Annotated in this window: 10 protein-coding genes, 1 tRNA gene and 2 pseudogenes; 4 read left to right on the top strand and 9 right to left on the bottom strand. The window is 35.0% G+C overall.

Annotated features, from left to right (window positions below; all coding sequences use genetic code 11):
* Positions 1-104 precede the first annotated feature (104 nt).
* The 3 genes and pseudogenes from J3U13_RS06240 to serC all read left to right on the top strand — a co-directional run.
* Positions 105-1322: pseudogene (locus J3U13_RS06240) on the top strand (argininosuccinate synthase); the annotation flags it as partial.
* Positions 1323-1592: 270 nt separating this feature from the next.
* The gene (gene argH / locus J3U13_RS06235; protein ID WP_267340868.1) at positions 1593-2966 is read left to right on the top strand and encodes an argininosuccinate lyase; all 1374 of its coding nucleotides are present in this window, start codon (positions 1593-1595) and stop codon (positions 2964-2966) included.
* Between the two features lie 166 nt (positions 2967-3132).
* On the top strand, positions 3133-4218 hold the full coding sequence (serC, locus tag J3U13_RS06230; protein WP_267340867.1) for a 3-phosphoserine/phosphohydroxythreonine transaminase: 1086 nt from the start codon (positions 3133-3135) through the stop codon (positions 4216-4218).
* Positions 4219-4281: 63 nt separating this feature from the next.
* Here the strand turns inward: serC and J3U13_RS06225 are convergent, their stop codons facing one another.
* The gene (locus J3U13_RS06225) at positions 4282-4641 is read right to left on the bottom strand and encodes a DUF4156 domain-containing protein (RefSeq protein WP_267340866.1); all 360 of its coding nucleotides are present in this window, start codon (positions 4639-4641) and stop codon (positions 4282-4284) included.
* Positions 4642-4854: 213 nt separating this feature from the next.
* On the opposite strand from J3U13_RS06225, the gene J3U13_RS06220 reads away from it, so the two are divergent.
* Positions 4855-4931: transfer RNA gene (locus J3U13_RS06220), tRNA-Ile, on the top strand.
* A 16-nt stretch (positions 4932-4947) separates the two neighbouring features.
* On the opposite strand, the pseudogene J3U13_RS11490 reads toward J3U13_RS06220, so the two are convergent.
* From J3U13_RS11490 to J3U13_RS06180, 8 genes and pseudogenes are all read right to left on the bottom strand, one after another.
* Positions 4948-5178, bottom strand: a pseudogene (locus tag J3U13_RS11490) (tyrosine-type recombinase/integrase); the annotation flags it as partial.
* Positions 5179-6287: 1109 nt separating this feature from the next.
* Entirely contained in the window at positions 6288-7115 is an 828-nt protein-coding gene (locus J3U13_RS06210) for a DUF6708 domain-containing protein (RefSeq protein WP_267340864.1), read from the bottom strand.
* Positions 7116-7161: 46 nt separating this feature from the next.
* Positions 7162-7986, bottom strand: a complete 825-nt coding sequence (locus J3U13_RS06205; RefSeq protein ID WP_267340863.1) for a DUF6708 domain-containing protein — start codon at positions 7984-7986, stop codon at positions 7162-7164.
* Positions 7987-8032: 46 nt separating this feature from the next.
* On the bottom strand, positions 8033-8869 hold the full coding sequence (locus J3U13_RS06200; RefSeq protein WP_267340862.1) for a DUF6708 domain-containing protein: 837 nt from the start codon (positions 8867-8869) through the stop codon (positions 8033-8035).
* 46 nt (positions 8870-8915) lie between these two features.
* Positions 8916-9755: a DUF6708 domain-containing protein gene (locus J3U13_RS06195; RefSeq protein ID WP_267340860.1), complete on the bottom strand. Its 840-nt coding sequence runs from the start codon at positions 9753-9755 to the stop codon at positions 8916-8918.
* A gap of 11 nt (positions 9756-9766) precedes the next feature.
* Positions 9767-13768: a toxin VasX gene (locus tag J3U13_RS06190; protein ID WP_267340859.1), complete on the bottom strand. Its 4002-nt coding sequence runs from the start codon at positions 13766-13768 to the stop codon at positions 9767-9769.
* 29 nt (positions 13769-13797) lie between these two features.
* Positions 13798-14727, bottom strand: coding sequence for a hypothetical protein (locus J3U13_RS06185; RefSeq protein WP_267340858.1), 930 nt, complete (start codon positions 14725-14727; stop codon positions 13798-13800).
* A gap of 2 nt (positions 14728-14729) precedes the next feature.
* Positions 14730-14970: DUF2345 domain-containing protein (locus J3U13_RS06180; RefSeq protein WP_267340856.1), on the bottom strand; the 241-nt coding region annotated here is incomplete at its 5' end.

Raw genomic sequence — 14970 nt, 5'->3', positions numbered from 1 at the left:
AAATACAAAAAGCATATTAGACTGGTTAATAATTTTTAACATATTGAAAGTATATAAACTTTAGCTCATTTAATTATTGTTAGTTATTATAAAAAGGGTATAGCATGAAAAAGAGTAAAACAAACAAAGTGGTATTGGCTTATTCAGGTGGTTTGGATACATCAGCGATTATTCCTTGGTTAAAAGAGAACTATGGGGGATGTGAAGTTTATGCGTTTGTGGCTAATGTTGGTCAAGATCCAAAAGAATTAAAAGATGTTGAAAAAAAGGCTAAGGCATCAGGTGCGATAGCTTGTAAAGTTGTCGATTTACGAGAAGAATTTGTCAAAAATTATGTTTATCCGGTATTAAAAACGGGTGCCTTATATGAAGGTACTTATTATCTAGGTACCTCAATGGCTCGACCAATTATTGCTAAAGCTCAAGTTGAATATGCTTTAGAAGTTGGTGCAGATACACTTTGTCATGGAGCAACGGGTAAGGGTAATGACCAAGTTCGTTTTGAAACAACTTATACAGCTCTTGCACCACAACTTAAAGTAATTGCCCCGTGGCGTGAATGGGATTTACGTTCGCGTGAAGCTTTAATTGATTATTTAAAAGTTCGTAAAATTCCAACTACAGCAACAGTTGAAAAAATTTACAGTCGTGATGAAAATGCATGGCATATCTCTACAGAAGGCGGTGTTCTTGAAAGCACTTGGAATCAATCTAATGCGGATTGCTGGGCTTGGACTGTATCACCAGAAGATGCACCAAACAAACCAGAATTGGTTACTATCGGTATTGAAAAAGGTGAAGTCGTTTCAGTAAATGGAAAACAATTATCTCCATATAACTGCGTAGCAACATTAAATAAAATTGGTGCCAAACATGGTGTCGGTCGTGTCGATATCATTGAAAATCGTTTGGTTGGCATTAAGTCTCGAGGTTGTTATGAAACTCCAGGTGGAACCATCATGATGACCGCTTTACGAGGTTTAGAGCAATTAATTTTAGATCGTGATAGCTTCAAATGGCGTGAACAATTGGGCTTAGAAATGGCATATGTTGTTTATGATGGTCGTTGGTTTGCTCCTTATCGTCGTTCAATCCAAGCTGCTGCTGATGTTTTAGCCGAAGATATGACTGGTGAAGTTGTGGTTAAACTTTATAAAGGTAATGCAACTGCTGTACAAAAGAAATCACCTAATAGCTTGTACAGTGAAGAATTTGCTACATTTGGTGAAGATGAAGTTTACGATCATAGCCATGCAGGTGGATTTATTCGTTTATTCTCATTATCATCACGCATTCGTGCTATAAATAGAGAAAAACAAAAACAGCCTAGTAAAAAGAGCAAAAAAACTGCAACTAAAATCGATAATAAAGGAAAAAACGACAACTAAAGTCAAAAAAATCTAAAGCGAAAGAGAAAAAGTAATTTCTGAATCGTCGTTAAAATGAATAAAGTAACGAATATATACAGGCAATGTCCTGTATATATTGCTTTTATACTTGATTAAATTTAGATTTATTATAAAAATATAACGCATTCACAACGATAATTAAAAATCGTAATACAAATAATCAAAGAGAGTATTGAGGTAAATATGGCATTATGGGGTGGGCGTTTTAGCCAAGCAGCAGATCAGCGATTTAAGCAATTTAATGATTCATTGCGCTTTGACTATCGTCTTGCAGAGCAAGATATCATTGGATCAATTGCTTGGTCAAAAGCATTGGTTACCGTTAATGTCTTGTCTTATGATGAACAAAAAAAACTTGAAAAAGCGTTAAATGAATTACTTAACTCAGTCCAACAAAATCCGCAGCAGATTTTACATAGTGATGCGGAAGATATTCACAGTTGGGTAGAACAAAACTTAATAGAAAAAATTGGTGATTTGGGTAAAAAGTTACATACCGGTCGAAGCCGAAATGATCAATCCACCACCGATCTTAAGTTATGGTGCAAGGCTGAAATATCGCAATTAATTAATACGATTAATCATCTACGTCAGGCACTGGTTACAACAGCAGAACAATATCAAGATGCCGTTATGCCTGGTTACACTCATTTACAACGCGCCCAACCGATTACTTTTGCACATTGGTGCTTAGCTTATTTTGAAATGTTGACACGAGATATAAGTCGATTACAAGATACGTTAAAACGGTTGGATGTCAGTCCTTTAGGATCTGGGGCATTAGCCGGTACGGCATATCCAATGGATCGCGAAGAGCTAGCACATTGGCTTGGTTTTGCTCGTGCAACCAATAATAGTTTAGATTCGGTATCTGATCGTGATCATATACTAGAATTACTTAACAATGCTTCAATTGGTATGGTGCATTTATCACGTTTTGCTGAAGACCTTATTATTTTCAATAGTGGTGAAGCAAATTTTGTTGAATTATCCGATCGGGTAACTTCTGGATCTTCACTTATGCCACAAAAGAAAAATCCTGACGCATTAGAACTTATTCGCGGTAAAGTAGGGCGAGTGGTTGGAGCATTGACTGGCGCTATGATGACGTTTAAAGGTCTGCCTTTGGCTTACAATAAAGATCTCCAAGAAGATAAAGAACATTTATTTGATGCTCTCGATACATGGCAAGAATGTTTAGATATGTCAGCTTTAGTATTAGAAGACATTAAACTTAATTATGAAAATTGCCAAGAAGCAGCAAAACAAGGTTATTCAAATGCAACTGAACTTGCTGATTATTTAGTCGCTAAAGGTATACCTTTCCGTGAAGCTCACCACATTGTTGGTGAAGTTGTTGTTGCAGCTATCGCAAAACAAAAAGCCTTGGAAGAACTTTCATTAGAAGAATTAAAATTATTTAGCCCAGTTATAGATAAAGATGTTTATGAAGCACTATCGTTAGAATCTTGTCTGGCAAAACGCTCAGCTAAAGGCGGTGTATCACCAAAACAAATTCAAACTGCTATCGAAAATGCTAAAGAGCAGTTATCCTGATACCTAAATTAATTTTCCTAATTATCTGATACTTTGCCGACAACCAGTCGGCATTTTTATACAAATCTGACTATTAAACAAATAGTTTTACAAATAATCTGATTGTATATATTTTAAGAGAATGTAAAAATAGGATTCCTTTTTAAATGGATTGAAGTGAATTGTAATGAGTAAAAGTTATAACTTTAGTGCTGGTCCAGCCAAATTACCGGCTGATGTATTAAAACAAGTACAAAATGAACTATTAAATTGGCATAATACCGATGCTTCTGTGATGGAATTAAGCCATAGAGGCAAAGATTTTGATGCGTGTGCTATTGAAGCGACTGAAGATCTGCGTGAAATATTAAACGTACCCCAAAATTACAAAATTTTGTTTTGCCAAGGAGGTGCTCGAGCACAATTTGCGGCAGTACCATTAAATATTTTAGGTGATAAAACCATCGCTGATTATATAAATAGCGGATATTGGAGCCAATGTGCCGCCAAAGAAGCCAGTAAGTATTGTCGAATAAAAGAACAAAATGTGGTTGTAAAAGAACAAGGTATAACCTCTGTTAAACCTATGTCTGAATGGAAGTTAAGCGATGATTCTGCTTATGTACACTACTGTCCAAATGAAACTATCGATGGTATTGAAATTTTTGAAGAGCCAAATTTTAGCAAAAAAACAGTTGTGGCTGACTTTTCATCTTGCATATTATCGCAACCAATTGATGTCAGTAAATATGGCATTATTTACGCGGGTGCGCAAAAAAATATTGGACCATCAGGTATTACAATTGTTATTGTTCGTGAGGATCTTATTGGTTATGCGCAAAAAATCTTACCATCGGTGTTAGACTACAAAATTTTGCAAGATCATGATTCGATGTTTAATACACCTCCAACGTTTGCTTGGTATATATCAGGATTAGTCTTTAAATGGATTAAAAATCTTGGTGGATTGAACGCAATGCAAAAGCTCAATCAAGCTAAAGCGCAATTGCTTTATCAATTTATCGATCAATCTGATTTTTATCGTAATACAATTGCACCAGCTAATCGATCAATAATGAATGTCACCTTCTTATCACCAAATGAAGAACTCGATAAAAAATTTGTAAGCGAAGCAACACAGGTGAACATTATTGGCATTAAAGGACACCGAATTGCTGGTGGGATGCGAGCATCGATCTATAATGCAATGGATATTGAGGGTGTCAATTACTTAATTGATTTTATGAAGCAATTTGAAAAACAACATGGCTAAGTAAAGTTTGAATTTGATCAAAAAAAGGGAGAATAAGATCTCCCTTTTTTATTAAACTGACTCTTATTTGCAGCTATAAACATCACCGACCATGACAGCATCCATTGGCGCAATATCAGAAATATATTGTTGTGAGGCATCTTGCGCATTATAAATTATATTACCGCCCATTGCCGCTGCATTATTTCTGAGTTCAGATGCGGCATCACGAATAAGCTCACTGTGGGTTTTTAAACCAGAAAAGAAAGTACTACGATGCCCCTCTGCTTTACCTAAAAATTGACAGTTTGCAGAAGGTTTAGTATCAATAAACTGAACTTGACTACCTCCAGCCGTAGGTTGATAGTTAGAACCACTACAAGCATTTAAAAAAAATGCTGTTGAAATGGTTGTACTAATAAGTAATAATTTTTTTAATGACATAATATTCCCTCAACCAATAAAGCAACAAAAATAGACCCAACTATTGTAGCAGGATAATTAAACAAAAAATATCAGATCTTACAACTGAACAAAATTCAATAAAATAAAGCTTAATAAATAAGCGAATCAACCTATTTTATTAATTTAACTATAGCAAATTTCATTTAACTCTATTATAATCGCAACCCTACTAAGTCAGTAGCACATCTAAATGGCCCCTTAGCTCAGTTGGTCAGAGCAGTCGACTCATAATCGATTGGTCACTGGTTCAAGTCCAGTAGGGGCCACCATTTAAAGCATTTATAATCAATCATTTACGACTCGCAATCTTGGTGCTTGATTATTAATTTTTTCAGAGTGGGACCAAAATGAGACCATGTTTGAAAATTTGCTTAAATGGTCAGCATTTAAATGAGCATATTTTTTCACCATCTCAAGTGTTTCCCATCCACCCATTTCTTTTAAAGTGAATAACGGTGTTCCAGCTTGAACATGCCAACTTGCCCAAGTATGACGCAAGTCATGGAAATGAAAATGATCAATTCAAGATGGCTCATATGCTTGTTTAAAGTCTCTCCGATCACTATCGTAAACACGTCTATCAGTTGAGTGAGTAAAGTTGAGTGAGTAAAAACGTATTCACAATTGTTTCTAAATCTTAGTTTTCTCATTAATTTGATGGTATCATTAATTCAGTAATAATACTATGACTTTTATTAAGTTATTGTCTGCTATTTTATTTATTGGTAGGTTTTTTAGTGATTAATTGTTGAGGGTAGGGAAGTGATTTTTTACTGCGGCTTATATCGATTGATTCAACTATTGCCATGGCGGATTGACATAAATTAAATTATATTTTTATGTGCAATAGCCCCAATATCTTAGCTCGTCCGTAACCTGATAGGACAAACTAACCTTTATTTAAAGAGATTTCAGTATGTTTGGGTTCCTATTGTGAGCCAGATTAATATTAATAGAAACGCATATATTCCAACAAAACTATAATTTTTTACTCGCTTCTTGTTTGCACTCATTAATCAGTGAAGAAGAAGAGGTGACAATGTTATTCTAAACGTTGCTTTTTAGTCATTAGCAATAAGGGAAGATATAAACAGAGCTAAGGCTTAACAATAAATCTTTGAGAAGTGTTAGTTAATGTCCATTAACGTCATCATGCTCCTTTTTAGCTTAAACTCTTTTTGTTAGCCATCAAATTTGCTAGATCCTGAATATGCACAATTCTGGGTGCTTTTATCCTGAATCCAACCGAAAGGATGGTATTGCTAGTTCTAAGCAATTTGTAATCCGTATTCATTAAATGCATTTTTTTAAAATTATAAGATCAAAGTCGGTACATCGAGAATAAAACGGAATCTTATCATTATTTTTACATTAATTTGTTTTATCAATCAGTTAGTTGAGGACTTTTTCCAAATTTGATTACAATAATTCAGCAATATGCGTTTATTCTTCTCAGAAGATTGTCTCCTCTACCAATCCAATGTTGATTGACTAGTTGTCTGTTTTGATAAAACTAAGTGGGACCTTTATCTAAATCGCCGATCCAACCAAGTATTTGGGGTTGATATTTTGATGGCATGCTTTTACTCCTGATTCCTTATTGTATAGCGTTATATCCAAGTTTATTATGACGCTTTAACATTATACTTTTGTTTAATGTTTGTCAGCTCCTCATGCGTGGTGGCATTAAATGCTTCGACCATCCAGTCTGGCCAACCTTGACCTTTTATAATCTCTTTTTTAAATTGGGTTTCTTGTTCCCATTTGTATTTACCGTCGTTCAAGCTGATTAAATCGTTCGCACACATAAAATTGTTAACCCAACCCCAAACCTGATAACTACCAATGCCATTGCGTAGTGGATCTAACATAATATGGTCGATGGTTTTATTGGTATTGGGTTTGCATACCATTAATATGGTGCTATTGAGGGAATATCGGGAATAATTATGCACCACCACCCCTTGTAGATACGCCCAGTCATACTCTTTAATGCGTTTTTTACTTGGGTGAAAAAAAGTTAATGGATTACGTAATACCTTAAAATTGAAAAAATAGCTTTCATTGACATACACTTTACCGGTTTTGCGATTGAAAATGATGGGGCTTCCCCGACGTGTAAATAAATTTTGATATATTTCGGGGATAGAAATATACAATGTAAACAAAGAAGTTAGTAATCCAATAATAACTATAATAAAAATCAAATTTTGTTTTTTGGGATCCAAACCGAAAATTAACAAAAAAAACATATAAATTACAATTAACGAAAGAAAAAAAACAACTAAGAAAATAGATGTATAGAATATTTGATCTGATAATTTTTTACGAATAAAAGCACAATAATTATCATTAGCATACAATAAACGTTGATCGGCACCTGTTAAATAGTTACCGCCTTTATCTAAATCACCTATCCATCCAAGGATTTGGGGTTGATATTTTGATGGCATGCTTTTACTCCTGATTCCTTATTGTATAGCGTTATATCCAAGCTTATTATGACTCAACATTATACTTTTGTTTGATGTTGGCTAGCTCCTCATGCGTGGTAGCATTAAACGCTTCGACCATCCAGTCTTGCCAACCTTGACCTTCTATAATCTCTTTTTTGAATTGAGTTTCTTGTTCCCATTTGTATTTGCCATCGTTCAAGCTGATTAAATCATTCGCACACATAAAATTATTGACCCAACCCCAGACCAGATAACTACCAATGCCATTGCGTAGCGGATCTAACATTATATGGTCAATGGTTTTATGGGTATTGGGTTTGCACACCATTAATATGGTGCTATTGAGGGAATATCGGGAATAGTTATGCACCACCACCCCTTGTAGATACGCCCAATCGTATTCTTTAATGCGTTTTTTACTTGGGTGTAAAAAAGTTAATGGATTGCGTAATACCTTAAAATTGAAAAAATAACTTTCATTGACATACACTTTACCGGTTTTACGATTGAAAATGATGGGGCTTCCCCGACGTACAAATAAATTTTGATAAATTTCAGGAATAGATACATAGATTGCAAATAACGAAATAATTTGTATAAAAATAATTAAAACCAGTATTGAATACTCCTTTTTAGGATAGAAATCTATCATTAGTAAAATACAGACATAAATAACAGGTATCAAACAAACAAACACCATTAAAAAAATACATAAATATAAAAACTGGTTAGATAATGTCTTACGAACAAATGCACAATAATTATCGTTGGCATATAATAAACGTTGGTCGGCACCCGTCAAATAGTTACCGCCTTTATCTAAATCACCGATCCAACCAAGGATTTGGGGTTGATATTTTGATGGCATGGTTTTACTCCTGATTCCTTATTGTATAGCGTTATATCCAAGTTTATTATGACGTTTTAACATTATACTTCTGTTTGATATCGGCTAGTTCGTCATGCGTGGTGGCATTAAATGCTTCAACCATCCAGTCGGGCCAACCTTGACCTTTTATAATCTCTTTTTTAAATTGGGTTTCTTGTTCCCATTTGTATTTGCCATCGTTCAAGCTGATTAAATCGTTCGCACACATAAAGTTATTAACCCAACCCCAGACCTGATAACTACCAATGCCATTGCGTAGCGGATCTAACATAATATGGTCGATGGTTTTATTGGTATTGGGTTTGCATACCATTAATATGGTGCTATTGAGGGAATATCGGGAAAAGTTATGCACTACCACCCCTTGTAAATACGCCCAGTCATACTCTTTAATACGTTTTTTATTGGGAAGCAAAAAGGTTAAAGGGTTACGTAATACCTTAAAATTGAAAAAATAGCTTTCATTAACATACACTTTACCGGTCTTACGATTGAAAATAATTGGACTACCTCGACGAGTAAAAATATTTTGAAATAATTCAGGAATAAGAATGTAAATAGCAAAACCACATGTGGTCAAACCAATTATCAAGAGAACAAGTATATGTAAATCATCTTTATGTTTTGTACTTAAAAGTAGTACAGTTAACTTAATACCAAAAAATAACGCAGCAACACCAGAAAATAAACCTAAAAATAAAATAAATGAATAAAAAATTTGATTTGATTTCGTTTTACGGATAAAAGCACAATAATTATCATTTGTATACAGTAAACGCTGATCGGCACCCGTCAAATAGTTACCGCCTTTTTCTAAATCACCTATCCATCCAAGGATTTGGGGTTGATATTTTGATGGCATGGTTTTACTCCTGATTCCTTATTATATAGCGTTATATTCAAGTTTATTATGACGCTTTAACATTATACTTTTGTTTAATGTCTGCCAGCTCGTCATGCGTGGTGGCATTAAATGCTTCGACCATCCAGTCTGGCCAACCTTGACCTTTTATAATCTCTTTTTTGAATTGAGTTTCTTGTTCCCATTTGTATTTGCCATCGTTCAAGCTGATTAAATCATTCGCACACATAAAATTATTGACCCAACCCCAGACCAGATAACTACCAATGCCATTGCGTAGCGGATCTAACATTATATGGTCAATGGTTTTATTGGTATTGGGTTTGCACACCATTAAAATGGTGGAATTGAGGGAATATCGGGAATAGTTATGCACCACCACCCCGTGTAAATCCGCCCAATCGTATTCTTTAATACGTTTTTTATTAGGATGCAAAAAAGTTAAAGGGTTACGTAATACCTTAAAATTGAAAAAATAGCTTTCATTGACGTACACTTTACGTGTTTTACGATTAAAAATAATGGGGGATCCTTTACGAGTAAAAAGGTTTTGGAATAAACAAGGAATAACTATTGCGTATAAAGCAAAAATACAAGTGATTAAACCGATTGTTATAATAATGAATACAGTTAGATCTTCTTTCATTGTGAACCCTAATAGAAGATGACATAATTTAGCGCCAAAAAAAAGAATTAGACTACTTATACATAGCAATATGAAACATAATGAAAGATAAAAAAGTTGATCGAATAAAGTTTTACGTATAAAAACGCAATAATTATCATTAGCATACAATAAACGTTGATCGGCTCCGGTTAAATAATTACCGCCTTTATCTAAATCACCTATCCAGCCAAGGATTTGGGGTTGATATTTTGATGGCATGGTTTTACTCCTTATTTTATCTTATTTTTTTTGGTTATGACTAAAGGTACATCTTCACGGTTATTATATTGAATAATTATCTGATATTTTGGAATATTAATTGCACCTATTGTTCCTGCCATCCATTTATTTATGATTAATTCATTGGCTAATGGCGTGTCATCATTGTGTTTTTCAGCTGTTAAGCCAGGCGTTGATTGGTTTAATATAAATTCGTCTGGTTCGTCAAGTTTATAGTAGTCGGGCATCGGGCGCCCTAGTATATCGCGATTACGATCATACCTTTCAAAATAGGCGGCTTTGTCTGTCCAGATAAGATTAAGATCCCCATAGTTTTTGCTAATTGCTATTAATTCTATTTTATGTGACGTGATACGGTACTTAAAGTCCATATATTTTTCTGGTATTGGGTCTGGTTCGGTTTTTAGATTTGGGTAATCATTAATAAATATCCGAATTAGCGCAGTGGCGCTTTCGTTTTGATAGTATTTCGCAAAGTCAGGAATATCCAAATAAAAATAGATATGGCGTTGAAACAGATTGGGGTCACCAGGCTGGGATGACGTTCCTGGTGGATGATACAGCGGTTTTAAACGAACAAAGGTTTGGATATTATAGATCATAACCGCATAGTCATTGAGCGCCAAACCAAAACCACTGTGAGTGTATAACTCGTCTTCGTGGTAAGCTTGATAGTCTAAATAGTCGAATTCTTGATGTACACCAAAGCAACAGCGATTTAACCAGTGTTGAATAGCTGTAAAATTATCGTATTTTTTACTAAATAAAACAGCCAAACTACCACTAACTAAAAGGATAATTCCCACTATTGCACTTAACAGTGAGCCAATTAATGCAACTATGGCCCCAAAGATTATGAAACCTGCACCTATAGATCTCATATAAAAGTAAGATGAATGCTCCATATTCCTCATATCCCATGCACTTCTTAACTCACCAAAAGCTTCAAATACGGTAATCGCTGCTGTAGCGACACCAACCGTTTTAGATATCATGGAATTCAATCTGATTTTAGCATCTAAGCTTGCTATATCTTTTCCTGCATTGATGCCTTGAATTAATTGCATATTGAGATGAATATTTTTATATTGACTGGTTAAATCTATGCCAGTCAATATCAGAGAAATTAGTGAATTAACCATTTGTGCTCTTAAATTAAGTTCGCCATTACCTTCTTTAAACTCATCCCACTCTTTAAGCATATCGCTCATATTCATTAGGGTAATGGTGCCTAATATACCGCTTACCGCCAAATTCACTTTAAACGTTTTTTGACCAATTCGTACGTCTTTACTCGCTGTTTTTACTCTAATTTTACTGTCAATTGTGTCTTGTTTCTGTTCCATTTGGTTTATTGCTGTTGTTGCAGCTGAACTTTGTTTTTCAATATCCGCTTTAGCTTTGGCAATGGCTTCATCACTGGTTTTTTCTAATATATCAGCGGTTGTCGCTCTTCCTTTTTCATTAATGTCTATATTTTCTAACAGGTTTTTTTGTTTATAAATTAATTGGAAATACTGTTTGTAGTTCTGTTCTATAAATTGTTTTAAGTTATGCGGACTTAATGTACCATTAGTGCTGTTAATAAAGTCCACAAACACGGTTTTACTGGCTTGATCGGGAAAACATAATGTGAACTTCACTTTTTTAGTTTTGGTTGTTCCTGTTTTGGTGACCTGTTCATCAATTTCAATACTGTGTAAAAGTTCCAACTCATGCGGGTGATAGATGCCCCTGTTGTAAAATCCACGATGCATTTGCGTAAAAAGATTTTGGATTTTAACAATATTTTCAGGTCTAATCTGTACGTTAATCTCAACCGGTAGCGCTCCGAGTTTAGCTAGTTCGTCAAAAGCGTTTAATCGCATCCACTGAGATTCGATCGGTTTGCGTTTGATATCTTTTGCTAGTATTGCTTGTTTTTTCAATGCGGTACGATTGAGTAAACTTTCGCCTGACTCAGCCATGAAAGTTGGCGATGAGTTTGGATCGGCTATATTGGCTAACTCTTTATTGATCGCTTCGAGATTCCTCTTTAAATCAATAAGTTTTTTTTCATAAACCTGTTTTTGGCGCCTAAGTTCATTTTGCGCTACAGGATCACTAACTGGAATTTGTTTTTTTTGTTGAGCAAGTTCGTCTATTTTCTGTTTGTTTCGTTCGATTCTAATTTCAAGCTCAGCTTTGTTTTTTTGTAATATTTTGATTTTTTGATTGGTGTCTGTTTCAATTTTATGTTTTACCGAGGCATTATAAACCGTCCCCAAAAAGTTGGTTGCATTCGATACCACATCTTTAGGTGTTAACAATTGGTTGTTTTCTAAATCGACGTAAACAGTCTCATCACGATCGATACCTTTAACGTTGTTATATTCACTGATATAGTAAATGCTTTCAGAATTACTAAGCAGTTCGTCCCATAATGCGCTATCTTCATTCAATTTTATTTCGGAATGGGTGGTATCGAGTAACATATTTGTCACTTGCGATTGATAGACTAGTTGTGTTTCTTGACTGCTAAAATCAAATTCACGTTGCCAAAAATGGTTGGTATTGACGCTAAGCGGTTTTGTTTCAGTAAATGTTGAGGTAAAGCTGTCTTTGCCAAATAACCAACGTGCATATGTAAAGTAGTCTAGCGACCATTCTTTATGATAATCAATTACTTCTTTTAAAGCAGATTCCAATTCTCGATTGAAATTCGAGACTTTGCCTTTATCAACACAACTATCAAACTCATCCAGTTTTTCTTCTTTCATTGATTTTACCCTACTAAGCTCTAAGCCTGTTTTAGTAATATCATATGATCGTGCTGTTATCGAAAGTCCTTCTGGATTATTGTTTCTTAGATATGTTTCCTTCTCTTGTAAAATTGCTATTTCACGATCAAACTGTGATTCTATTGAAAACCGATATAGTTCAATCAACTGTAATATCGTGCGTTTTTTAAACATAACCGGTTTATAATAGTTAAATTGTCGCTGTAAATCAGGATTAATGGTTTTGAACATGTTTTTTGCGCGTTGCTCGTAAATTTCGGTTGCGTGTTCTAAGCTTTCAAAACTATCAATTTGCTGTTCTGCTAACGATATTTCGTTTTGTGTTAAGGGCGTTTCATTAAATATATGCAGATGCACAACGCGCTGTGTGTTAAGTTCTTCGGCAATGCCAAAGGTATCTTCTAATACCACCCCACACGATATTGCTTTTCCCTTTGAGTATAAGTTGCTCACATGCGTTGCAAATTGTTGTTTTTGCTGTTTAAAACTGTTAAAGGGATGCGCCGATTCAAAGAAAGGTAATTCATTATCATCAAAACGAAACTCTAATACTTTGCTGGGGGTTTCGGTATTATTTACCTGACCAAAGATATCGGTAAACGGGACAGCCCGGTTACCGGTTGCTTCTGCCGGTGACTGAGCTAAATTAGTAATATCTATTTTGGTAAAACGGGATAAAACTTGATTGTCTTGCTCTTTTAGATAATCTTCAACGGCTGTTGTACTCCAAGGTTGCGAACTGTATGCCACCCACGCTTGAGTATAGTCCTCTTGTAGATGAATAAATGCTGCCGGAATAGTGTGACAGTAGTTTTTACAGGCTTTTGATATCGGTCTTGGTTCGGTATAAGTAAGTTGGTGATGGTTTCTTAATCTTAACGCCCCTTCAACACATTCATAGGTTTGCATCATTCGACTATTTATATCTTCGCCTTGTTGTTGCATCACATAGATGTAACCGTTTCGCAAAGTCCGTAAAATATAACCGTATTCGATCAGTTTTTCATCGGGCATTCGTGATTTAAAATTTAAATTTTTTGGATAATTTGCCAATTCTTGATAATCGGGATTCGCCTCAACCGTTTTGTGACCTTTCATTTTTATCACCGCCTGACGCAATAAAAATACCGGTATTCCTGTTCGACCACACGCCAGGCAATTACCACTGGCCTCGTTTTTATTTTCAATGGCGATGTTTTCTGTTTTATTCATCTTATACTCTTTAATTCTTTATTTTTTCTTTATTCTGTCAGTAAATGGATTTGGCTTTCAAGGTTAATCTTGGCGTCAATGACATGTTTAGAAAATGTACCGGGCGCCAGTTGGGCTTTAGGTATTTGTTTCAGTACTTGTGGATGTGTAGTAAATAGATGTTGATACCGTAATCCATTTAATCCCCAAAACAGGATATCGGCGGCATCGGTTAAGCCTAATTTGTCAGCTTGTTCAATTAGTTGTGTTGCCTGTATAATTACCTGCTTTTCAAGTGGCACATTTTTTTGTTCTTCAAATTGTGTGCGGTTATTTGCCCATGCATTAACAAGCGTGCGAATGACCCTTAATTTTTTTAAACGTTCACCGTATTCCGTACTCCAACCTTGTTCTATTGTTGATTCGTGATCGCTTATATAAGGAATAAATTCGCCATTGTGTATTGACGGATAATAATAGTTTTCAATTTGTGGAAATTGCGCTTTAAGCCATGCGTTGTCTTGGTTTGAACCAAGTTCCTGTAAAAATTGCATCCGGAAAGGTTCAAAAAAGGGATAATAATGTCGTCGCAATGTTTTAGCGATGTGATTTCCAATATTAATAATCTGTTTTGCCAATATTGACGGTTTAAGGTCAGTGACAATAAATGCACAGATATATCGTGTTGACCAAAAACATTCAACCGAGGCTTGCATTGTGATTTTATCAATGATTGCTTGCTCTAAAAATTGATAAGGTTCAGCAAGCGTAACTAATGTCGGGCATACGCTTGGATCATAATCTAGATCAGTGCGTAAAACCGTTGTAAGTTTTTTTTCACCAAATGATTTATCTTCACCATATAAACTCTGTAATCCTCTACGTGATAATGGACTGACTGAATTAAGTACGATTTTATTATCAACTAAAAGATAGCGATATTTGTTGAAACTGGCTCTTTTATTTAGTTCTCTAAGCATATTTAATCCATTTCGGTACAGAGTTTAACATCTAACTCGCTTGATTTTAGTTGAATTTTTTTGTTTAGGGTCGCAGGCGACATTTTTTGCATTGCATTACATTTAAGATAAACATTCTCTGGCGAGCCAAGCTCGATCCCCGCCTCGCTGATTTTGATGTACGAGCCTCCACAAATAAAGGTTATTTCTTGCGCTGCGCTAATGTCCACTTTACTCTCTACACTGTTTATTTGGATATCTTGT

The organism is Gilliamella sp. B2887 (assembly GCF_026537015.1).
Taxonomy (GTDB): Bacteria; Pseudomonadota; Gammaproteobacteria; order Enterobacterales; family Orbaceae; genus Gilliamella.
Note: the sequence above shows the minus strand (reverse complement) of the source record. Positions and strands in the feature narration are given on the sequence as shown.

Bases quoted from the DNA above. Each gene is read 5' to 3' on its own strand.
- J3U13_RS06210 (WP_267340864.1), bottom strand. From the start codon at position 7,115: ATGCCATCAAAATATCAACCCCAAATCCTTGGATGGATAGGTGATTTA.
- J3U13_RS06195 (WP_267340860.1), bottom strand. From the start codon at position 9,755: ATGCCATCAAAATATCAACCCCAAATCCTTGGCTGGATAGGTGATTTA.
- argH (WP_267340868.1), top strand. From the start codon at position 1,593: ATGGCATTATGGGGTGGGCGTTTTAGCCAAGCAGCAGATCAGCGATTT.
- J3U13_RS06185 (WP_267340858.1), bottom strand. From the start codon at position 14,727: ATGCTTAGAGAACTAAATAAAAGAGCCAGTTTCAACAAATATCGCTAT.
- J3U13_RS06190 (WP_267340859.1), bottom strand. From the start codon at position 13,768: ATGAATAAAACAGAAAACATCGCCATTGAAAATAAAAACGAGGCCAGT.
- J3U13_RS06205 (WP_267340863.1), bottom strand. From the start codon at position 7,986: ATGCCATCAAAATATCAACCCCAAATCCTTGGTTGGATCGGTGATTTA.
- serC (WP_267340867.1), top strand. From the start codon at position 3,133: ATGAGTAAAAGTTATAACTTTAGTGCTGGTCCAGCCAAATTACCGGCT.
- J3U13_RS06200 (WP_267340862.1), bottom strand. From the start codon at position 8,869: ATGCCATCAAAATATCAACCCCAAATCCTTGGATGGATAGGTGATTTA.
- J3U13_RS06225 (WP_267340866.1), bottom strand. From the start codon at position 4,641: ATGTCATTAAAAAAATTATTACTTATTAGTACAACCATTTCAACAGCA.